Annotated in this window: 11 protein-coding genes; 10 read left to right on the forward strand and 1 reads right to left on the reverse strand. The window is 56.1% G+C overall.

The features are described from left to right. Positions 1 to 130: 130 nt before the first annotated feature. The 9 genes from gcvT to tuf all read left to right on the forward strand — a co-directional run bounded on the left by gcvT (position 131) and on the right by tuf (position 18541). The gene (gcvT, locus tag HMPREF2765_RS01115; RefSeq protein WP_070593732.1) at positions 131 to 1249 is read left to right on the forward strand and encodes a glycine cleavage system aminomethyltransferase GcvT; all 1119 of its coding nucleotides are present in this window, start codon (positions 131 to 133) and stop codon (positions 1247 to 1249) included. Between the two features lie 276 nt (positions 1250 to 1525). Then, positions 1526 to 3022, forward strand: a complete 1497-nt coding sequence (locus tag HMPREF2765_RS01120; protein ID WP_070604074.1) for an L-serine ammonia-lyase — start codon at positions 1526 to 1528, stop codon at positions 3020 to 3022. A 257-nt stretch (positions 3023 to 3279) separates the two neighbouring features. Next, the gene (gene rpoB / locus HMPREF2765_RS01125; RefSeq protein WP_049341126.1) at positions 3280 to 6786 is read left to right on the forward strand and encodes a DNA-directed RNA polymerase subunit beta; all 3507 of its coding nucleotides are present in this window, start codon (positions 3280 to 3282) and stop codon (positions 6784 to 6786) included. 110 nt (positions 6787 to 6896) lie between these two features. Then, positions 6897 to 10799 (forward strand): DNA-directed RNA polymerase subunit beta', encoded by a 3903-nt coding sequence (locus tag HMPREF2765_RS01130; RefSeq protein WP_070604075.1) that lies wholly within the window; start codon positions 6897 to 6899, stop codon positions 10797 to 10799. Positions 10800 to 11384: 585 nt separating this feature from the next. Further along, positions 11385 to 13421 (forward strand): neutral/alkaline non-lysosomal ceramidase N-terminal domain-containing protein, encoded by a 2037-nt coding sequence (locus HMPREF2765_RS01135; RefSeq protein ID WP_070604076.1) that lies wholly within the window; start codon positions 11385 to 11387, stop codon positions 13419 to 13421. Positions 13422 to 14118: 697 nt separating this feature from the next. Further along, a complete protein-coding gene (gene rpsL, locus HMPREF2765_RS01140) occupies positions 14119 to 14493 on the forward strand; it encodes a 30S ribosomal protein S12 (protein ID WP_005504939.1) in 375 nt (124 codons plus the stop codon). Continuing rightward, the gene (rpsG, locus tag HMPREF2765_RS01145; protein ID WP_005504941.1) at positions 14493 to 14963 is read left to right on the forward strand and encodes a 30S ribosomal protein S7; all 471 of its coding nucleotides are present in this window, start codon (positions 14493 to 14495) and stop codon (positions 14961 to 14963) included. The genes rpsL and rpsG overlap by 1 nt, the downstream gene beginning before the upstream one ends. A 72-nt stretch (positions 14964 to 15035) precedes the next feature. Then, the gene (fusA, locus tag HMPREF2765_RS01150; protein WP_070604077.1) at positions 15036 to 17150 is read left to right on the forward strand and encodes an elongation factor G; all 2115 of its coding nucleotides are present in this window, start codon (positions 15036 to 15038) and stop codon (positions 17148 to 17150) included. A gap of 200 nt (positions 17151 to 17350) precedes the next feature. Next, positions 17351 to 18541: an elongation factor Tu gene (gene tuf / locus HMPREF2765_RS01155; protein WP_005508397.1), complete on the forward strand. Its 1191-nt coding sequence runs from the start codon at positions 17351 to 17353 to the stop codon at positions 18539 to 18541. 586 nt (positions 18542 to 19127) lie between these two features. Here the strand turns inward: tuf and HMPREF2765_RS01160 are convergent. Next, positions 19128 to 22457, reverse strand: coding sequence for a Fe2+/Zn2+ uptake regulation protein (locus HMPREF2765_RS01160; RefSeq protein ID WP_239664258.1), 3330 nt, complete (start codon positions 22455 to 22457; stop codon positions 19128 to 19130). A gap of 576 nt (positions 22458 to 23033) precedes the next feature. Between HMPREF2765_RS01160 and rpsJ the strand changes: the two genes are divergently transcribed. Beyond that, positions 23034 to 23342 carry a 30S ribosomal protein S10 gene (gene rpsJ / locus HMPREF2765_RS01165; RefSeq protein WP_004005287.1) on the forward strand — a complete coding sequence of 103 codons (309 nt, stop codon included), beginning with the start codon at positions 23034 to 23036 and terminating at the stop codon, positions 23340 to 23342. Positions 23343 to 23344: the final 2 nt, after the last annotated feature.

Here is a 23344-nt window from a genome sequence, read left to right on the forward strand (position 1 = left end):
CCTCACCCGTCCTCAGGTTTCTGGGGGCGGGTGGGGGTCGCCTCCGCAGCGTATCTCGTGTCTGTGGGGGTGAACTAAATCTACGACGATTGAACGATAACAGCACAAGGCTGTGCGTGAGGAGAACCTAATGTCCCCCAAGAAGACCTCCCTGTACCCGGTTCACGAGAAGCTGGGCGCTTCTTTCACCGACTTTGGTGGCTGGGATATGCCCCTGAAGTATGCTAACGACGTTGCTGAGCACGAGGCTGTCCGTACTCGTGCCGGTATTTTCGACCTGTCTCACATGGGTGAGTTCCGTGTGACCGGCCCGGATGCGGGTGCGTTCCTGGATTACGCTCTGGTGTCGAACATGTCCATCCTGAAGGTTGGTAAGGCGAAGTACTCGATCCTGGTCAACGATAAGGGCGGCGTGATTGACGACCTGATTACTTACCGTCTGGGCGATGAGGAATTCATGGTCGTTCCGAACGCTTCGAACATTGACACTGACTTCGCGGCGATGAGCGAGCGCCTGGGCGATTTTAACGTTGAGTTTGTGAATGAGTCGGATCAGACTTCTCTGGTGGCTGTTCAGGGTCCTCGTGCTGAGGAGATTCTGCTGGCTGCTGGTGTTTCTGATGAGGAGGCTGTCCGCGAGCTGAAGTACTACGCTTCGGTGCCGCTGACTGTTGCCGGTGTTGATGTTCTGCTGGCTCGTACCGGTTACACCGGTGAGGACGGCTTCGAGCTGTTCGTTCCGAATGAGAACGCTGTTGAGCTGTGGGATAAGCTGGCTGCTGCCGGTGAGCCTTTCGGTATGATTCCTGCCGGTCTGGCTTCTCGTGACTCCCTGCGTCTTGAAGCTGGTATGCCGCTGTACGGTAACGAGCTGGGTCTTGAGATTACTCCGTTTGAGTCCGGTTTGGGTCGCCTGGTTGAGATTGCTCTGGAGAAGAAGGCTGCTAACTTTGTGGGTCGTGAGGCTCTGACTGAGTTGGCTAAGAGTGAATCGAAGCGTATCCTGGTTGGTCTGAAGGCTCAGGCGAAGCGTCCTGCTCGTGCCGGTTCTAAGCTGGTGGATGCTGAAGGTAATGAGATTGGTGAGGTTACCTCCGGTATTCCTTCCCCGACTTTGGGCTTCCCGATTGCTATGGCGCTGGTGAACCGTGAGTTCTCTGAGGTTGGCTCTACTGTGGATGTTGATATCCGCGGTAAGCGTGCTCCGTTTGATGTTGTGGCTCTGCCGTTCTACAAGCGTGAGAAGTAAGAGTTTTTCTGCAGATAATCTGTAGGGTAGAGGCGTCGTGTCCCGTGTGGGCACGGCGCCTTTTCTGCGCCGTGAGGTGGGCGTTGAATAGCGAGGGAGGGCGTGAGGTGTTCTGAACCTTAGTTTGTGATGGTTCTGAAGTGCGTTAGGATTAGAGCGGCCAGTCAAGGGTGATTGTCCGCACTTATAGACCGCAGATTGATGTGTGGTTCCTCCATTCAGGGGCGCGTATCTTTTGGTGCGGTGCACAGACATTATTTATTTGAAGGACAGAATGTGGCTATTAACCAGAGCGCGCCCAGCAGCGCCCAGAAGAAGGCAGAGGCTCTGCCGTATGACATCAGTGTTTTTGAGATGTTCAGCGTTGGTGTGGGCCCTTCGAGTTCGCATACGGTGGGGCCGATGCGCGCTTCGAACCGTTTTGTGGCGGAGCTGATTGATGAGGGTCTGCTGGACCGTGTGACGGGTGTGCATGTTGATTTGTATGGTTCGTTGGCGGCTACGGGTGCCGGTCACGGCACGATGAGCGCGGCGTTGAAGGGTCTGTGCGGTTTTGTGCCTGAGACGATCAATATTGCTGATTCTGAGGCGATGATTGAGCGCAATAGCGTGGATGGTACTTTGCCGCTTGCTGGTTATCCGTCCTCTGCGTACGGTGTGACTGCGCCCGGTGGTGAGGAGCAGAAGGTGTACGGCCCGGTGGTGAATTACCGTGAGCTGGATATGACTCTGCGTCCATTGACGGTTCTTCCGCGCCATACGAACGGTATGAAGATTGCGGCGTTTGCGGGTGAGCAGCTGCTGTTGGAGCGCACTTACTATTCGATTGGTGGTGGATTCATTGTTGAGGGTGATGAGGAGGCGACCGGCGGTGCGTCACTGATGAACCCTCCGTATCCGTTTGGTTCGGCTACTGAGCTGCTGGAGATGGCGAATGAGTCTGGTCTGTCGATTGCGCAGTTGAAGATGACGAATGAATGTTCTCTGCGTTCGGAGCAGGAGGTCCGTGATGGCATCTTGCATATCTACCGTGTGATGAAGGAGTGCATTGGCTCTTCTCTGGCGCGTGTGGGTTATTTGCCGGGGCCTCTGAAGGTGCGTTGCCGTGCGGGTGCGTGGCATCGTGATTTGATGGTGGAGGATCCTTCGAAGTCTCCTGAGTTCGCTATTGACTGGGTGAACCTGATTGCTTTGGCGGTCAATGAGGAGAACGCTTTTGGTGGTCGTGTGGTGACTGCTCCGACGAATGGTGCTGCGGGTATTATTCCTGCGGTGCTGCATTACGCGATGAATTACACGCAGGGTATCCGCCATTGCGGTCAGGCTGCTCGTGATCAGGCGGTTGTTGATTTCTTCTTGGCGTCTGCTGCTGTGGGTGTGCTGTATAAGAAGCGCGCGTCGATTTCTGGTGCTGAGGTGGGTTGCCAGGGTGAGGTGGGCAGTGCCTCCTCGATGGCTGCTGCTGGTTTGGCGCAGGTGATGGGTGGTACTCCCGAGCAGGTCGAGAATGCGGCTGAGATTGCGATGGAACACAACCTGGGTCTGACGTGTGACCCGGTGGGTGGTTTGGTGCAGATTCCGTGTATTGAGCGTAATGCGATGGCTGCGTCGAATGCTGTGACGGCGGCTCGTATGGCGTTGCGTGGTGATGGTACGCACCGTGTGTCGTTGGATCAGGTGATTGAGACGATGCGTCAGACCGGTTTGGATATGTCTCACCGTTATAAGGAGACGTCCATGGGTGGTTTGGCTGTGAATGTGGTGGAATGCTAGGTGCACGCTGCGGCAGGTTTGCACTCCTGATGAGGGTGTGGTAGACAGAAGGGCTTTCTTCCTGTATCGTTAGTATTTACGCTTTCCCTAACCTTTGTGCCTTCATATAGCGGTGGGCACGGGCTGAAGGTGACGTTTTTCCGTCCGACTCTATAGCTTCGAGCACCGTTTTATTCGGGGGCTGAGGTTGTCGTGTCGCCGGTAATGTCGCCGGGAGGCTGATTGCTAACAGACATGTCTGTGGAAGGATCCCCATTTTGGTCGCTTCGAGCACCTCTAACCATGACGCCGCTAACGGCGCAGAGAACGTCTCGCGCCGAATTTCATTCGCGAAGATTAACGAACCGCTGAAGGTTCCCAACCTGCTTGCTATCCAGACCGATAGCTTCGACCGCCTCGTTGGTAACGAGCGCTGGGCGGAGCGTCTGGAGAAGGCGCAGGCTGCTGGTGACACTTCTGTCCCCGCTCAGTCCGGTCTGGCTGAGATTTTTGAAGAAATCTCCCCGATTCGTGACTTCCAGGAGACTATGCAGCTCTCCTTCTCTGAGCCTGAGTTTGCTGACCCCAAGTACTCTGTTGAGGAGTGCAAGGACCGTGACGCAACCTACTCGGCTCCGCTGTACATTAAGGCTGAATTCATGAACCTCGCTACCGGCGAGGTCAAGCAGCAGACCCTGTTCATGGGTGACTTCCCCCTGATGACCGAGGCCGGTACCTTCGTTATTAACGGTACTGAGCGTGTGGTCGTTTCTCAGCTGGTGCGTTCCCCCGGTGCTTACTTCGAGAAGGCTCCGGACCGTACCTCCGATAAGGACATTTACTCTGCCCGCGTGATTCCTTCCCGCGGTGCATGGTTTGAGCTTGAGATTGATAAGCGCGACCAGGTGGGCGTGCGTCTGGACCGTAAGCGTAAGCAGTCTGTGACTGTTCTGCTGAAGGCTCTGGGCTGGACCGACTCCAAGATCCTGGCTGAGTTCGGTCAGTACGACTCCATCCGCGCAACCCTGGAGAAGGACTCCGTTAAGGACCGCGACGAGGCTCTGCTGGATATCTACCGCAAGTTGCGTCCGGGCGAACCCCCGACGGTTGAAGCTGCTCAGGGTCTGCTGGACAACATGTACTTCACCCCGCGTCGCTACGACCTGGCGAAGGTTGGTCGTTACAAGCTGAACCGTAAGCTCGGTGTGGACGTTCCCATGGATTCCCCCGAGGCTTCCGTTCTGAGCCAGGACGACATCGCTCAGATGATTCGTTACCTGTGCGCTCTGCACGCAGGCGAGACCAGCATCCCCGGCGTCCGTGACGGCGAGGAGATCTCCCTCAAGATTGATATCGACGACATCGACCACTTCGGTAACCGTCGTATCCGCACCGTGGGCGAGCTGATTGAGAACCAGATCCGTACCGGTCTGTCCCGTATGGAGCGCGTGGTTCGCGAGCGCATGACCACCCAGGACGTGGACGCTATCACCCCGCAGTCTTTGGTGAACATTCGCCCCGTCGTGGCGGCTATCAAGGAGTTCTTCGGTACTTCTCAGCTGTCGCAGTTCATGGACCAGAACAACCCGCTGGCAGGTCTGACCCACAAGCGTCGTCTGTCCGCACTGGGTCCGGGCGGTCTGTCTCGTGACCGTGCAGGCATGGAAGTTCGAGACGTCCACCCCTCGCACTACGGTCGTATGTGCCCCATTGAAACCCCTGAAGGCCCGAACATTGGTCTGATTGGTTCGCTGGCAACCTACGGTCGCATCAACTCCTTCGGTTTCATTGAGACCCCCTACCGCGTCGTGACTGACGGCCGCGTGACCGATGAGGTCCGCTACCTGACCGCTGACGACGAGAAGGGTGTCGTCATTGCACAGGCAAACGCACCGTTGAACGCTGACCGCACCTTCGCTGAGAACGAGGTTCTCTGCCGTGCGGGTGACGGTTCTGGTGAAGCTGTTATGGTTGCTCCCGGCGCCGTACAGTACATGGACGTTTCCCCGCGCCAGATGGTGTCTGTGGCTACCGCCCTGATTCCTTACCTGGAGCACGACGACGCTAACCGAGCACTGATGGGTGCTAACATGCAGCGTCAGGCTGTGCCCCTGCTGGAGTCTGAGGCTCCCGTGGTTGGTACCGGTATGGAGAAGTACGCAGCACTGGACTCCGGTGACTCCGTGCTCGCGAAGAAGCCCGGTGTGGTTTCCTCCGTGGACGCTAAGACCGTTATCGTCCGTAACGACGACGGCTCTGTCTCCACCTACCCGATCATGAAGTTCTCCCGCTCGAACCCGGGTAACTGCTACAACCAGCGCGTTGTGGTGAAGGAAGGCCAGCGCGTCGAATACCGCGACGTTATTGCTGATGGCCCCTCCACCGACGGCGGCGAGCTGGCACTGGGTAAGAACCTGCTCGTGGCATACATGCCGTGGGAAGGCCTGAACTACGAGGATGCGATCATCCTCTCCCAGCGCATGGTTTCTGAGGACGTGCTGACCTCGATTCACATTGAGGAGCACGAGATTGACGCCCGCGACACCAAGCTGGGCCCCGAGGAGATTACCCGCGACATTCCGAACGTGTCCGAGGATGTTCTCTCGGCTCTGGACGAGCGCGGCATCATCCACATCGGTGCTGAGGTTGAGGCTGGCGACATCCTGGTTGGTAAGGTCACCCCCAAGGGCGAGACCGAGCTGACCCCCGAGGAGCGCCTGCTGCGCGCAATCTTCGGTGAGAAGTCTCGCGAGGTTCGCGACACCTCCCTGAAGGTTCCTCACGGTGAGTCCGGTACCGTCATCGGTATCCGCATCTTCGACCGCGAGAGCAACGATGAGGACGATCTGCCCCCGGGCGTGAACCAGCTGGTCCGCGTGTACGTGGCTCAGAAGCGTAAGATTACCGACGGCGACAAGCTCGCAGGCCGCCACGGTAACAAGGGTGTTATTTCCAAGATCCTGCCGATCGAGGATATGCCCTTCCTGGAAGACGGTACCCCCGTGGACGTTATCCTGAACCCGCTGGGTGTGCCCGGTCGTATGAACATTGGTCAGGTTCTGGAAGTCCACACCGGTTGGCTGGCTAAGCAGGGTTGGAAGATTGAGGGCGAGCCCGAATGGCTCAAGCACATGCCGAACTTCCCGAAGGAATCCGGCCCGACCCGCCTGGCAACCCCGGTGTTCGACGGTGCCCACGAGGACGAACTGTTCGACCTCATGGATCACTCGAACCCGAACCGCGATGGCGACCGTCTGATCAACCGTTCCGGTAAGGCACGTCTGATTGACGGCCGTTCCGGTGAGCCGTTCCCGGACCCGATTTCGGTTGGTTACCAGTACATCCTGAAGCTGCACCACCTGGTGGATGACAAGATTCACGCTCGTTCCACCGGTCCGTACTCGATGATTACCCAGCAGCCCCTGGGTGGTAAGGCGCAGTTCGGTGGTCAGCGCTTCGGTGAGATGGAAGTGTGGGCGCTGGAGGCATACGGCGCCGCATACACCCTGCAGGAAATCCTGACCGTCAAGTCCGATGACGTGGCGGGCCGTGTGAAGGTTTACGAGGCTATCGTGAAGGGCGAGAACATCCCTGAGCCGGGTATCCCCGAATCCTTCAAGGTTCTTATCAAGGAAATGCAGTCTCTGTGCCTGAACGTCGAGGTGCTCTCCACCGACGGCAAGATTATTGAGATGAGCGACTCGGAGGAAGAAGGCTTCCGGGCAGCAGAAGATATGGGCGTGAGCCTGACCCACGACGAGCCTAGCTCCGTCGACGAGGCATAAGCACCGCCTCCTTCTAGGGTGGGGAACCCCGCATGCGCTCGCGTGCGTTGTGGGGTTCCTGCCCGCTAACCCAAGTCTTCAGAAACTTACAGAAAGAGATTAGGACCGATATGTCCAACGAATCTTCGCTTGGTTTGATGCGAATTGGCCTCGCCACCGCCGACGACATCCGTCGTTGGTCTTTTGGTGAGGTTAAGAAGCCCGAGACCATCAACTACCGTACCCTGAAGCCCGAGAAGGACGGCCTCTTCGACGAGCGTATCTTCGGCCCCACCAAGGACTGGGAGTGCTACTGCGGTAAGTACAAGCGCGTGCGCTTCAAGGGCATTGTGTGTGAGCGCTGTGGTGTTGAGGTGACCCGCTCTAAGGTACGTCGTGAGCGTATGGGTCACATTGAGCTGGCTGCTCCTGTTACCCACATTTGGTACTTCAAGGGTGTTCCTTCCCGCCTGGGTTACCTGCTGGATCTGGCTCCGAAGGACCTGGAGAAGGTCATTTACTTCGCTGCGTACATGATCACTAAGGTTGACGAGGAGGCTCGTCACGAGGATCTGCCGATGCTGCAGGCTGCTCACGACCGTGAGAAGCAGGAGCTTGAGGCTGCTCTGAACGCTGACGTGAACGCTATCAGCCGTGAGGTTGAGGCGGAGCTGGCTCGTATTGAGGCTGAGGGCGGCAAGGCTGCTGAGAAGCGTAAGCTGCGCGATAACGCTGAGCGTCAGCTCGCGTCGGTGCGTAAGCGCTACGAGCGCGAGGCTGAGCACCTGGATCGCGTGTGGGATCGCTTCAAGAACCTGAAGGTCGCTGACCTTGAGGGTGACGAGGCGCTGTACCGTTCCATGATTGATAAGTACGGCATGTACTTTGAGGGTGCGATGGGCGCAGAGGCTATTAAGAAGCGTCTGGAGTCCTTCGACCTGGAGGCTGAGTCTGAGGCTCTGAAGGAGATTATTCAGACCGGTAAGGGTCAGAAGAAGACCCGCGCTCTGAAGCGTCTGAAGGTTGTTAACGCCTTCTTGACCACTAACAACTCTCCGCTGGGTATGGTCCTGGATGTCGTTCCGGTTATTCCGCCGGAACTGCGCCCGATGGTTCAGCTGGACGGTGGCCGCTTCGCGACCTCCGACCTGAACGACCTGTACCGTCGTGTGATTAACCGTAACAACCGTTTGAAGCGTCTGCTGGAGCTGGGTGCTCCCGAGATTATCGTGAACAACGAGAAGCGTATGCTGCAGGAAGCTGTGGACTCGCTCTTCGATAACGGTCGTCGCGGTCGCCCGGTGACCGGCCCCGGTAACCGCCCCCTGAAGTCTCTGTCTGACATGCTGAAGGGTAAGCAGGGTCGTTTCCGTCAGAACCTGCTCGGTAAGCGTGTTGACTACTCGGGTCGTTCCGTGATTGTGGTTGGTCCTCAGCTGCAGATGCACCAGTGTGGTCTGCCCAAGCAGATGGCGCTGGAGCTGTTCAAGCCCTTCGTTATGAAGCGTCTGGTGGAGCTGAGCCACGCTCAGAACATTAAGAGCGCTAAGCGTATGGTTGAGCGTTTCCGCCCGCAGGTTTGGGACGTGCTGGAAGAGGTTATTGCTGAGCACCCGGTTCTGCTGAACCGTGCACCTACTCTGCACCGCCTCGGTATTCAGGCGTTTGAGCCGAAGCTGGTTGAGGGTAAGGCTATTCAGCTGCACCCGCTGGTTTGCTCCGCGTTCAACGCTGACTTCGATGGTGACCAGATGGCAGTTCATCTGCCGCTGTCTCCTGAGGCTCAGGCTGAGGCTCGTATCCTCATGCTGTCCTCGAACAACATCCTGAAGCCGTCGGATGGCCGCCCTGTGGCTGTTCCTTCGCAGGATATGATTATTGGTCTGTACCACCTGACTACTCCTCGCGATGGTCAGAAGAACGAGGGTCATGCATTCTCCTCGGTGTCTGAGGCTCTGATGGCGATGGATCGTCATGAGATTGAGCTGTACACCAAGGTGAAGATTCGCCTTGATGGTGACCAGTTTGTTGCTCCCGAGGATTGGGAAGCACCGGAGGGTTACCAGCCCGGCGATTCTGTGCTGCTGGACTGCACTGTTGGTCAGGTTCTGTTCAACCAGGCTCTGCCGAAGGATTACCCCTGGTTCTCTGGCGTGGCAGATAAGAAGGGTCTGGGTAGCCTGATTAATGATCTGGCTGAGCGTTACCCGATGGATGTTGTGGCTCGTGCCCTGGATAACCTGAAGAACTCCGGTTTCTACTGGGCTTCTCGTTCGGGCGTGACCGTGGCTGTTTCCGATATTGCTACTCCTTCTGAGAAGCCGGCAATTATGGAGCGCTACGAGAAGCAGGCTGCTGCAATTGAGGACGACTTCGAGATTGGTACCATCGATGACGAAGAGCGTCGTCAGGAGCTGATTAAGGTTTGGACCGAGGCTACCGACGTGGTTGCAGAGGCTATGCGTGAGAACTTGAGCTCTCACGGTGGTCTGAACACCATTTACCGTATGGTGACCTCCGGTGCACGTGGTAACTGGATGCAGGTCCGTCAGATTGCGGGTATCCGTGGTCTGGTGTCGAACCCGAAGGGTGAGATTATGCCTCGCCCGATTAAGTCCTCGTACCGTGAGGGCCTGTCGGTTCTGGAGTACTTCATCGCGACCCACGGTGCACGTAAGGGTCTGGCTGATACCGCGCTGCGTACCGCTAACTCGGGTTACCTGACTCGTCGTCTGGTGGACGTTTCGCAGGACGTTATCGTTCGCGAGCACGACTGTGGCACTCGCCGCGGTTTGGTTCTGCCTCTGATTGATGAGGATGGCGGTCTGCACCAGGATGTTGAGACTTCAATTCACGGTCGTACCCTTGCGGTTGACGTGAAGGATGAGGCTGGCAACGTTCTGGCTGCTGCTGGCTCCGATGTCTCTGATGAGCTCATCGAGAAGCTCTTCAAGGCAGGCGTGAAGGATGTTCGCGTCCGTTCGGTTCTGACCTGTGAGTCCGCTATTGGTGTGTGTGCACTGTGCTACGGTCGTTCGATGGCTTCGAACGTGCTGGTGGACATTGGTGAGGCTGTTGGTATTATTGCGGCTCAGTCGATTGGTGAGCCCGGTACCCAGCTGACCATGCGTACCTTCCACACCGGTGGTGTGGCTTCGGCTGACGATATTACTCAGGGTCTGCCCCGTATTCAGGAGCTGTTCGAGGCTCGTACCCCCAAGGGTGTTGCCCCGATTTCTGAGGTGTCTGGTCGCGTGACCATTGAGGATACCGAGAAGTCCTACAAGATTGTGGTGACCCCGGACGATGGTTCCGAGCCCCAGTCCTACACTGTTCTGCGTCGTGCAGCTTCTAAGCTGCAGAACGGCGATCACGTTCAGGTTGGCGATCAGCTGGCTACCGGTTCTGTTGATCCGAAGGAGGTTCTGCGTATTCGTGGTCCTCGTGAGGCTCAGAAGCACCTGGTGAGCGAGGTTCAGGGCGTGTACAAGTCGCAGGGTGTGGAAATCCACGACAAGCACGTTGAGGTTATTGTTCGCCAGATGCTGCGTCGCGTGACCGTGATTGAGTCTGGTGATACCGATCTGCTGCCTGGTGAGCTGGTTGATAACATTGCTTTCCAGACTGCTAACCGTAAGGCACTGGTTGAGGGTAAGAAGCCCGCAGCTGGCCGTCCGGAAATGATGGGTATTACCAAGGCTTCGCTGGCTACCGAGTCCTGGCTGTCGGCGGCCTCCTTCCAGGAGACCACCCGCGTCCTGACTCAGGCTGCTATGGAGGCGAAGACTGACCCGCTGCTCGGCCTGAAGGAGAACGTGATCATCGGTAAGCTGGTTCCCGCCGGTACCGGTCTGGCACGTTACAACGATATTGAGGTTGAGCCCAGCCCCCAGGCTACTGCTGAGCGTATGCAGGCTCTGGACACTTTCGGTGGTTACCAGAGCGCGTTCCAGATGGATAACGAGGTGTACACTTACGGCAACGGCGGCTTTATGGCTGTTTCGCTGGATGAGTACGGTCGTGGTCTGGACTAAGGCTTCTGCCATGAGGGGCAGGTTGGGGGTTTAGGCTCCCGGCCTGGTCCTTGATAAAGAACGCGGATACTCGAGTTTGTCTCGGGTATCCGCGTTCTGTGTTTAACGAATAGGTGGGGGAGGGTGGCATTCTTTTAAGCGGTACTTTAATATTCTTTATCCTTCAGGGGAAGGTTGTATATTTTTTGCCTAGTGGACGAATCTATTTATAAAAAATCATTAGAGTGCATTATTTTTTCAAACTGGGAAAATTTCTTGACTGGGCAAGAAATTAGATGGCGGTCAAATATTCTAAATCTCCCTAGAAACCGCACTAGGACTGCAATATATAGAATATTCACTCGTTTTTCTTTGGGGTATACATGGAATAAATGTTCTTTATTTGAACAGTGCTAATTCAACTGGAAAGCCTTTTGACTAGGTTCTATTCTTGAAGGCATGCATATCACTCCAATCACTTCCGGACGGGTGACTACTGGTGGCACCCAACTGTCTTCCGGAACGGCACAGCCTCACGAATCTGAACAGAATCCCTCCTCGACTGCTGGGGAGCAAAAGCGCTCCTCTGTTTTTTCGCGTTTTAAGGTGCCTACCCATTCTCTTGCTCGCATTGGTGCAGCATGCCTTATTGCGGCTTCCGCAATTCTTCCCGCCGGTCAGGTTGCGACCGCGGCCCCTGCTTCTCAGAGCGCTAGTGCTACCCCCTACCTGGTAGGTGCGGGTGCGGCGGATATTACCGGTGAGCCCGGTGAAGTTGGCTTCATGGGCTATGGTGACTCTTCCCAGAAGGGTAGTGGTGTGCATACTCGCCAGTATGCTCGCGCTTTTATCGCGGTGGATCGCGCCTCCGGTAAGCGCAACCTCATTGTTGTCCTGGACTCTCTGACTGGCTGGCAGTCACTGCGTGATGAACTGGTCAAGCGTATCCGTGCAGAGTTTGGCTCCGCGTACGATGAGTCGAACATTATGATTACCGCGACTCACACCCACGCGACCCCCGGTGGTATTACGCACCAGAGCCTGTACAACATCACCACTCTGGGTTTCCATCAGGACACTTTCAATGCTCAGGTGGATGGTTCGCTGAAGGCAATCCGCGAGGCAACTAAGGATCTGGCTCCGGGTAACCTGACGATTTCGTCTTCGAAGCTGACCGGTATTGGTGCTAACCGTTCCCGCGAGGCGTTTAACCTGGATTCTCCTCAGCTGCGTTCTAAGTTGCCCGGCGGTACCGATCCGACCAATATGACTCTGCGTCTGGAGCGTAACGGTAAGACTCGCGCGGTGCTGAACTGGTATGCGATTCACCCGACGTCATTGACCTCGAAGAATACTCTGATTTCGAGCGATAACAAGGGTTACGCGGAGTATCTGCTGGAGACTCAGGATCACGGCGTTGACCGCAATGTTCCCGGTAGCGGCGATGGTTTCGTTGCGGCGTTTGCGAATGCTAATGCCGGTGATGTTTCCCCGAATACCTGGTTGAAGCCTGGTCAGGGTCCCACTAATGACCAGTTCAAGAATGTGAAGATTCAGGGCGAGAAGCAGGCTAATGCTGTGCGTTCTCAGCTCAAGAGTGCGGGTACTCCGGTGGGTAAGGGTCTGGATTCGCGTATTTCGTACTTCAATTTCTCGGGCATGAACGTGGATGCCAGGTACACCGGTAGCGGCCATAATGAGCGCACCTGCCAGGGCTTCCTGGGTACTTCGTTTGGTGCCGGCTCCACTGAGGATGGCGGCGGTGGCTGGGATGCCTATAAGGAAGGCTCTGGTCGCCCCTCTATTCTGGGTACTTTGGTGTTCACTCCGAGCGCCGCGCAGGCGCGTTGCCAGCAGCCGAAGGGTATTCTCTTCTCTGCAAAAAATGGAACGATCATTCAGGAAAAGTATCCGGTGCAGATTATGCGCTTCGGTGACTACTACCTGCTGGGTATGCCCGGTGAGTTCACCGGCGCGGTGGGTGTGCAGTACCGCCAGGATGCTGCCAAGCTTTTTGGTGTTCCCGAATCGCATATTATTCTGCAGGGCTACACCAATGCCTACGACCACTACGTGACGACTCCTGAGGAGTATGACTCTCAGCAGTATGAAGGTGGTGCGACCCTCTTCGGTCGTTACACCTCCAGTGCGTTCCGTCAGACCATTAATGTTGTTGGAACTTCGCTGAAGAACGGCACTCCGCTGGGTATTGGCGACCGTCCGAATGATCGTCGCCCGGTAGCCAGCCTGCAGGGTAAGGTCGTCTACGATACCCCCATGTTTGGTATGCGTTACGGTCAGGTCACTCAGCAGCCTCAGGACGCTATTGCCGGCCGCGAAGAGGTAACGGCTCGTTTTGCTGGTGCTCACCCCAATAACAACATGCATCACGATGGTAGCTACTTCGTGATTGAGCGTCGTGTGGGTAATACCTGGAGGTACTACACCGGGGATAACAACCCGGATACTTTCTTTGAATGGAAGCGCATTGGTGTTTCGGCGTCTCAGGTGACGGTTCGCTGGAAGGTGCCGGCTAATACTCCTAAGGGGCAGTACCGCATCCGCTACTACGGCAATGCTAAGAAGAATTCGAAGACTATCACCCCGTTTGAGGGTCAGACTCGAGTCTTCCAGGTGGCGTAGTCTCTTCCAGGTGGCCTAGCCCAGTAGCTACTGTGGCAGACCAATAACTGAATATTCTCTTGCGGGATTGCGGGAGGCGGGTGCAGCTATGCGTTCGCCTCCCGTATCTGTTGATGCCGCCAAGAATCGTCGAGAGGGTTCTTGTCGGTCTTCTGCTTTAAGTTTTTAAATTGCGGCAAGGAGGCAAAAGAAACAGAGGAGGCCGAGGAAGCAGTGAGGGAGCGGTAAATCCCAAAGATGTAATTAAGTGAGGTAAATCATCAGTTTTTACCCTTAGATGGGGGCTTAAAAGCAAAGAATCCCTGCTCTGGCGCTAGATTAAGCGGGATTTAACCTGTATAGTCTTATCCGAAGTACTTGAGCTCGGTGCACAAGGATCCACCCCCGGTGGGTTTGCGCGGGATTATCCCGAGGGCACGGGCATGATGAATCAATGGCAGTATGGATACCGTCCTTTGGTGTTGCTTTTTGCTGACGCCTAAATGCCATTTTTAAGCGTGCCCAAAAACTTTTTCACCTCTGGCGGTGAGGAATTTTAGCCCTGAGAACTCGCCGAGATGTCGAGGAACCTATAGAAACCAACCGGATATGCATCCGAGCGTTTCTGATAACCGAGAGCACCCATCCAACGTGATGGGGGCCAGTAAGTTTATACGGGATTTTCTAACGAGAAACCTGATCAAGCAACGGAGAAAACGTGCCTACTATTCAGCAGCTGGTCCGCAAGGGCCGGACTCCCAAGGTCGTTAAGACCAAGGCGCCCGCACTGAAGGGCAACCCCATGAAGCGTGGCGTGTGCACCCGTGTGTACACCACCACCCCGAAGAAGCCGAACTCGGCACTGCGTAAGGTCGCTCGTGTCAAGCTCAACGGCGGCGTCGAGGTTACCGCATACATCCCCGGTGAGGGTCACAACCTGCAGGAGCACTCGATTGTGCTCGTTCGCGGTGGTCGTGTGAAGGACCTCCCCGGTGTTCGCTACAAGATCGTTCGTGGCGCTCTGGATACCCAGGGTGTTAAGGGTCGCGGCCAGGCTCGCTCCCGCTACGGCGCTAAGAAGGAGAAGAAGTAATGCCTCGTAAGGGTCCCGCTCCCAAGCGTCCCCTCGTAAACGATCCTGTTTACGGTTCTGCTCTGGTCACTCAGCTGATCAACAAGGTTCTGCTGGATGGCAAGAAGTCCGTCGCAGAGCGCATCGTCTACGGTGCCCTCGAGGGCGTCGAGAAGAAGACCGGTTCTGACCCGGTCGCAACCCTGAAGAAGGCAATGGACAACATCAAGCCTTCTCTCGAGGTTCGCTCCCGCCGCGTTGGCGGTGCAACCTACCAGGTTCCGGTTGAGGTTCGCCCCGGCCGTTCCACCGCTCTGGCTCTCCGCTGGCTCGTTGGCTTCTCCAAGCAGCGCCGCGAGAAGACCATGACTGAGCGTCTGATGAACGAGATCCTGGATGCGTCCAACGGTCTCGGTGCCGCTGTGAAGCGTCGCGAGGACACTCACAAGATGGCCGAGTCCAACAAGGCCTTCGCACACTACCGCTGGTAATTCTCCGTTTAGAGCCTGCCGAGTCAATTCGAGTCGGCAGGCTTTCGGAGTATCTCATTTAGGGAGAATAACGTGGCACTTGACGTGTTCACCGACCTTAACAAGGTCCGCAACATCGGTATTATGGCGCACATCGACGCCGGTAAGACCACCACCACTGAGCGCATTCTGTTCTACACCGGTATTAACCACAAGATCGGTGAGACCCACGACGGCGCTTCCACCATGGACTGGATGGCTCAGGAGCAGGAGCGAGGTATTACCATTACCTCCGCAGCAACCACCTGCTTCTGGAAGGACAACCAGATCAACATTATCGACACCCCCGGTCACGTTGACTTCACCGTTGAGGTTGAGCGCTCCCTGCGCGTCCTCGACGGCGCAGTTGCTGTGTTCGACGGCAAGGAAGGTGTTGAGCCCCAGTCTGAGACCGTTTGGCGCCAGGCTGACAAGTACGATGTCCCCCGTATCTGCTTCGTCAACAAGATGGACAAGATGGGTGCTGACTTCTACTTCACCGTTCAGACCATCATCGACCGCCTGGGTGCACGCCCGCTGGTTGTCCAGCTCCCCATCGGTGCTGAGAGCGACTTCATCGGTGTCGTTGACCTGCTCGAAATGAAGGCATACGTATGGCCCGGCGACGCCAAGGGTGACGTGACCATGGGTGCTTCTTACGAGGTTCAGGACATTCCTGCTGACCTGGTTGAGAAGGCTGAGCAGTACCGCGCTGAGCTGGTTGAGGCTGTTGCTGAGGCTAGCGAAGAGCTCATGGAGAAGTACCTCGAAGAGGGCGAGCTGACCATCCCCGAGATTAAGGCTGGTATCCGTCAGCTGGTTATCTCCGGTGAGGCATTCCCCGTTCTCTGTGGTTCTGCATTCAAGAACCGCGGTGTTCAGCCCATGCTGGACGCTGTGATCGAGTACCTGCCCTCCCCGCTGGACGTTCCGGACGTTGTCGGCTCCAACCCCTCCAACGAGGAAGAGAAGCTGACCCGTAAGGCATCCGCAGACGAGCCCTTCGCAGCACTGGCGTTCAAGGTTGCAGCTCACCCGTTCTACGGTCAGCTGACCTACACCCGTGTGTACTCCGGTACCGCAGCTCAGGGCCAGCAGGTTCTGAACTCCACCAAGGGTAAGAAGGAGCGTATCGGTAAGCTCTTCCAGATGCACTCCAACAAGGAGAACCCTGTTGAGGAGATTACCGCAGGTCACATTTACGCAGCAATCGGTCTGAAGGACACCACCACTGGTGACACCCTGTGCGACCCCGCACACCCGATTGTCCTCGAGTCGATGACCTTCCCCGATCCCGTGATCTTCGTGGCTATTGAGCCCAAGACCAAGGGTGACCAGGAGAAGATGTCCACCGCTATCCAGAAGCTTTCCGCTGAGGACCCCACCTTCACCGTTTCGCTGAACGAAGAAACCGGTCAGACCGAAATTGGTGGTATGGGTGAGCTGCACCTGGACATCATCGTTGACCGTATGAAGCGTGAGTTCAAGGTTGAGGCTAACGTTGGTAAGCCTCAGGTTGCTTACCGCGAGACCATCAAGAAGGCAGTCGAGAAGGTCGACTACACCCACAAGAAGCAGACCGGTGGTTCCGGTCAGTTCGCAAAGGTGCAGGTCTCCTTCGAGCCCCTGCCCCTGGATGGCGAAGAGCTGTACATGTTCGAGGACAAGGTCACCGGTGGCCGCGTTCCTCGCGAGTACATCCCCTCGGTCGACGCTGGTATCCAGGACGCTATGAAGTTCGGTGTCCTCGCTGGCTACCCGATGGTGGGCGTGAAGGCAACCCTGATCGATGGCGCATACCACGACGTCGACTCCTCCGAAATGGCGTTCAAGATCGCTGGTTCGATGGTCTTCAAGGAAGGCGCTAAGCGCGCTAACCCGGTCCTGCTCGAGCCGCTGATGGACGTTGAGGTTCGTACCCCCGAGGAGTACATGGGCGACGTTATCGGCGACCTGAACTCCCGCCGTGGCCAGGTTCGTTCCATGGAGGACGCATCCGGCGTTAAGATCATCAAGGCTATCGTGCCCCTGACCGAAATGTTCGGTTACATTGGCGACCTGCGTGGTAAGACCCAGGGTCGTGCAGTGTTCTCGATGGCATTCGACAGCTACGGCGAGGTTCCCAAGAACGTCGCTGACGAGATCATTCAGAAGAGCCGCGGCGAGTAATTTTCGCGTCTCACCCGTGGGCCACGGGCTAAAAACCTGTGGCCCACGCTAAAATTTTCAATTAAATCCATTATTGAGAGCATGAACAGTTTCATCTCTGCGGCGTAATCCGCTATTGTAGACGCTAGACCGTTTTATAACGGGATGCGCCGGAGCGAAGATCCGCGTGCATGTTTTCAATCGTTCTAGGAGGAACACTCTTGGCTAAGGCTAAGTTCGAGCGCTCCAAGCCTCACGTTAACGTCGGTACCATTGGTCACGTTGACCACGGTAAGACCACCCTGACCGCAGCAATCTCCAAGGTTCTGGCTGACAAGTACCCGGACCTGAACGAGAAGCGCGACTTCGGTATGATCGACTCCGCTCCCGAGGAGCGCCAGCGCGGTATTACCATTAACATTGCTCACATCGAGTACCAGACCGAGAAGCGCCACTACGCACACGTTGACGCTCCCGGCCACGCTGACTACGTCAAGAACATGATTACCGGTGCGGCTCAGATGGACGGCGCAATCCTCGTGGTTGCAGCTACCGACGGCCCCATGGCACAGACCCGCGAGCACGTTCTGCTCGCTCGCCAGGTTGGCGTCCCCACCCTGCTGGTTGCACTGAACAAGGCAGACATGGTTGACGACGAAGAGCTCCTCGATCTCGTCGAGATGGAGGTCCGTGACCTCCTCTCCTCGCAGGAGTTCGACGGCGACAACGCTCCCGTTGTTCGCGTTTCCGCACTGAAGGCTCTCGAAGGCGACCCCGAGTGGGTTGCTAAGGTCGAGGAGCTCATGGACGCAGTCGACACCTACATTCCGGACCCCGTGCGTGAGAAGGACAAGCCCTTCCTCATGCCCATCGAGGACGTCTTCACCATCACCGGTCGTGGCACCGTTGTTACCGGTCGTGCAGAGCGCGGTACCCTGAAGATCAACTCCGAGGTCGAGATCGTCGGTATCCGCCCGATTCAGAAGACCACCGTTACCGGTATCGAGATGTTCCACAAGCAGCTCGACGAAGCATGGGCAGGCGAGAACTGTGGTCTGCTGCTGCGTGGTCTGAAGCGTGACGATGTTGAGCGTGGTCAGGTTGTCGTGGAGCCGGGCTCCATCACCCCCCACACCGAGTTCGAGGCAAACGTCTACATCCTCTCCAAGGATGAGGGTGGCCGTCACAACCCCTTCTACTCCAACTACCGTCCTCAGTTCTACTTCCGTACCACTGACGTGACCGGCGTTATCACCCTCCCCGAGGGCACCGAGATGGTTATGCCCGGTGACAACACCGAGATGACCGTTACCCTGATCCAGCCCATCGCAATGGAAGAGGGCCTCGGCTTCGCTATCCGTGAGGGTGGCCGCACCGTTGGTTCGGGTCGCGTTACCAAGATCATCAAGTAATTGCCGTAAGTTTACGACAATTCGCTAAAGATTTGCCGGAGGGGAAACTCTCCACCAGGTAGCGATACTCAAGGACCCCCGCATCTGCGGGGGTCCTTTTGTTATGCCCTTTTGTGGGTTGCTGAAGGCAGCAAAGAGGCAGGTATATCCCTCTCTGCTGGGAGAACCTCGTAACCACGTCCTGGGCGCTATAGACGCCCTTCAACAAGCTCTCAGCGCTATTGTGCGGCAGAAACCCACGCTAAAAGATAGGGGAGAAGATCGGATCCTCAGCGGTGAGGAGCCAATGGTGAGGAATCCTCAGAGCGGTAGCAGTATCGCACACCCGTGCCTCAGACCTGTAGCAGGGCATAGGGGAACAGATGCGCTGTCATTGGCTTACCGTTCTTGAACGCCCACACACTTTCAAGGAGCTGGCAAAAGGACGCGAGATAGACGTTGCAGATGCGAATAGGGTTTGCGGCCAAAGAAAAACGGTTCCCAGCCCGAAGGCTGGGAACCGCAATTCGAATGACTGCCCCTCGGAAGGGACATAGGTAATCCTACTACAGAATGCCGTAGGAATAGAAGCTATACGTGCTGATAGCTAGATGTTTTCCTCGTGGCGAGGCTCGTAGCCTTGCTGAGGAGCCGGGGGCTGCTGCATCTGGACATTGCTCTGAGGGTACATAACCGGCTGATTCTGAGGCGGCGGGAAGTCCTCAAGCTGCTCAGAACCCTGGTGCGGAGCTGCTGCATCCTGCTTGTTCTGTCGAACCAACAGACGCCAGATAACGCCGGCAATGAGCAGAATAGAGATAATCAGCAGAGTCAGCGGGTTCAGACCGTTGAGCAAAATTGCCAGGTCGAGGGTGACTAGCGCAGTTGCGATATAGGTCCAGACTCGGTCGAGCAGCAGAGCGCTCAGGAGAGTCAGGGCAATGCCGAGTACCAGCACCACGATATCCGGACCGTCAGCGGGAACTGCCCACGTTACCAGGGTGAGGAATACCTGCAGGCCCAAAGCCCAGTACAGAGGAGAATCCGATACCTGCGTATCTACAGGCCTCTTTGCGATGAAGTTCTTGAGGACCTTGGCGGCCACAACAGCCAGCATAATCAGGAGAGCAACCTCAAGAATGACGCTCAGAGGATTGGACTTCGAGTAATCAATGACCAGACGGGCAATGAAGAGGCTGAACGCCGTGGTGCAGACGATCGGCAGGTTCTTCGCCTTGGTGACAGACACGAAGGACAGAGCGCCTAGACCCCAGAGAAGTGCGTTGAGCTCCACCTGCCTGGGCTCAAAAACCAGCCCAACGAAAGTGTAGAATCCCAGCGTCGCCAGAGCGGGAATCATCAGCAGCGTATTGACCGGTGCATAGATACCCTGGCTCAGGGGACGACGAGACAGGAAACGCGCGTAAGGGGCACCCAACGGGCCGTGCATCGGCAAATCAACCATCGTATTACCAACCGGGACAGCGATGCGCGGACGAACATTAGCGTTCACACCGAAGACCTCAATCGGGAGCGTGACCTTCAGGACGAACAGGATGATGACGGCAATCAGAGCGTAGTAGCCCAGAAGAGTCATCTCCATTGTGCTTTCCCTCGTGTTGAAGAGATTCCACAGAGCACCGATGCAGAAAGTCGTGATGCTGATGGAGGCACCAATCTGCATGCGGGAGACCCTGAAGATAAGGGCAAGCACCCATACAGCGATGAAGATAGCAGGAGTTGCTACCGCGAACAGAAGATTATCAAAATCGCCAATGAAACGGCCTGCGCTCAGGACAGAACCAAGGGTGAAGAAAATCGCCGCCGCGTATGCTTCGTAGTTTCGCTTGGAGTACGCATAGAGTAGCACGCTGCACAGCGCCTGAACCGCCAGCAGTGCAAGTACGAGGAAGTCTACGAGCGATTCCTTCATATTGCCGGTAATCGCGAGCAGAATGACCGACCAGCAGATGGGGAATCGCGCAACGGTGAGTAGCTCCGAACGAATCGAAGAGCCAACCGGCATAAAGAAACCAAGCGCACCATAAACGACGGTTAGGAGCGCCGGCAGTGCTACAGCAATGTACTCCTTCTGCAAGTCGTACAGCAGGTAGTGTCGCGAGCCAATCGTCGCGATAAGCAGAGTCGCGTAGAACGCGATACGGACAAACATGACAAGCGTGGAGCGGAAGGAACCAACATCCGAAAGTCGTAGCGCGCGGGCCAGAATAAGAGCGCTCAGGACGCTCAAGAAGAGGACGGCACCCGAGAAGAGCGGGAAACCAACCCAGAATCGGCCATGTGCTCCGCCATCAGCATGGTTAGCTACGTACCCAACGAAGAGAGCAAAAACGCCCAAGAAGAGGTAGACCGACATCTCTACAAGACGGTAGCTTGCGTTCTGTACTGCAACGCCCTGAGAGAGGACAAAAGTCAGCAGCGCAATAGCGGCGCAGACCAACGCAAACATCAAAAGCGACTCAGAAGTCTGCATCTCAGGAATGAGAGCGAGGAAGAGCTGAATCATACCAATGGCATAACCGATGTTGCTCAGTACCGCTCCAGCGGTACGTGCCTCGGGAGCCTTAGCACTGACCAGATAGATGACTACAGCCGCGGCAAAGAAGAGGTAGAACGTTCCCTGGTTGCCAGGGGAGGCGTACATGCCAATAACAGGAATGAGCGCTACAAAACTCATGAGCACCAGAGGCTGAATTGCCTTGCGGTACAGCAAGAAGCTCACGATGCAGAGGACACCGATAACCCAGGGGGCGGGGAAGATACCTTGATTGCCTTCTGCGTAGGGAAGGAAGGCGCTCCAGCGCGTTGCGTAGGTAACGCTATCAGCGACGTGAGCAGTGTAGAAGGCATCAAGGAGAGCAAAGAAGGAGAAGAATACGCCGACGCATGCGTCAATTGCCGGCAACCACTCTATCTTGCGAGCGGGTTGGTGAAGAGCTTCCTTCGCCCAGGGGATAGCCGGGGTGCTTTGCACCTGCTCGGGCTGTTCATCAGTAGCAGGAGCGGAACCAGCAATAGTCTTCTGCAGACGAGGAATAAATACGTACGCAGAAATCAGGTTAACAACCAGGACCGAGACGAAGAAGAAGCTGGGGAACCACGGGCCGTGATCCGAGTCCATGATGAAGGAGAGAATGGAAGCAATCGGGTAGATGCGTGCCTGGGCGTAGTAATCTGCCGTGCCGTTCAGCCAGGTGAACAGAATGGCGTGCACAGACATAACCGCAAAGGCAATACCCGCGTCCGTGTAGCTCAAATCGTTGGTGAAGAAGAAAATAGCGATGGCAGTAGCCGGAACAAAAATGCGGGAAGAATCAACAAGACCTTCGCGGATGCCCTTCGGAGCAGCATTCGGGGCAAAATGCAGAACCAAACCCAGAACGGTGGCAACCGCAGTCAGTGAAACAAAATACCAAACGAAAGGCAGAGCCGCTACCTTCGTAGCCGCCAATGAATCCGAAACAATGAACGAAATCAGCAGGTACGCCATCACGCGGTTACGCATGAGGGCACAGGCACCAACAATGGCTGCAGTGCCAACCAGAGACGTGAGAAGCCAGACGTAGCGTCCTTCAGCCCAAATCTTGAGGACATAGGCAGCAACGCCAGTCAGAGGAATAAACGCAAGACCGGTTGCTGCAAAAGAGTAGGAGGCAATACGCAGGCGCTCTACGAAACGGTAGGTGAGCAGACCGGCTCCGTAGAAGACGACTGCTCCAAGCGCCATTGCGAGGACACGGAAGATAGCCGTTTCATCCTGAGAAGACGTCACAGAGGTGACAAAAAGACCCGCAGCACCGATGAGCAGGAGCGAACCGATGTACAGAACAATATTGAGGAAGATATCCTCATTGACCCGGCGTCGCTGCGCAGGAGGCTGAGGATACGGACTCGATAGGGACGGGGGAACGTACAAGCCGAGACCTTGCGGCTGAGCATACTGAGGGCTCTGAGACGAAGAGTGAGAGCTAGAGGATGCCTGATGAGGTTGTGTCGGCTGAGACATGGTTTCTCCTTAGGCTGTAGTGATACTTCTACGATACGAGAGTCTTTAGGCCTAAAAGCTTTATTAAGAGCAATAAAGCGCATGGAACTTACTGAAAGTAGATTGAAAGCTCCCTGAGAGTTACATCGCGGGAGTATCCTCAGGTTGACAGCGACAGTTAAGTGTTCTTAAGCACTTAACTTGTGTTCGTATTGCATCAGGGCTCTAACTCTGAGAGAATTGACGACGTTGTCAAAGCGTCTACCTGCACTAAAGGTAGGCCCACGTATGACCCGGTCCGAAGGATGACGGGACGAGTTTGTCTAGAAAATAGGCGACACGCCCGAGTTCGGGGGTCGGTACTCAGGCGGGGTGAGGAACCCGGCAAAGCCGGATTCAGTCCGTTCTGAGTGGCGCACGTGATGAATATATCGCGTTCCTTAAGCGCTATAACAAAGGGGCAAAAGCTCCGATACAGGGAATACATCAAGAAAGAGAGTCCGACAGATGGCGGGACAGAAAATCCGCATCCGTCTGAAGTCCTATGACCACGAGGTCATCGATTCTTCGGCACGGAAAATCGTCGAAACGGTCAAGGGCGCAGGCGCAACTGTAGTTGGCCCCGTGCCGCTGCCGACCGAGAAGAACGTCTACTGTGTTATTCGTTCTCCCCACAAGTACAAGGACAGCCGCGAGCACTTCGAGATGCGTACGCACAAGCGTCTGATCGACGTTGTTGATCCGACCCCCAAGGCTGTTGATGCCCTCATGCGTCTCGACCTGCCGGCAGACGTAAACATCGAGATCAAGCTGTAGAG

Origin of the sequence: Rothia sp. HMSC062H08 (assembly GCF_001810775.1) — a bacterium.
Taxonomy (GTDB): Bacteria; Actinomycetota; Actinomycetes; order Actinomycetales; family Micrococcaceae; genus Rothia.

What these genes read in the sequence shown, in the direction of transcription:
- gcvT (WP_070593732.1), top strand. Translation starts at nt 131, where the DNA reads ATGTCCCCCAAGAAGACCTCCCTGTACCCGGTTCACGAGAAGCTGGGC.
- HMPREF2765_RS01130 (WP_070604075.1), top strand. Translation starts at nt 6,897, where the DNA reads ATGTCCAACGAATCTTCGCTTGGTTTGATGCGAATTGGCCTCGCCACC.
- rpsG (WP_005504941.1), top strand. Translation starts at nt 14,493, where the DNA reads ATGCCTCGTAAGGGTCCCGCTCCCAAGCGTCCCCTCGTAAACGATCCT.
- rpsJ (WP_004005287.1), top strand. Translation starts at nt 23,034, where the DNA reads ATGGCGGGACAGAAAATCCGCATCCGTCTGAAGTCCTATGACCACGAG.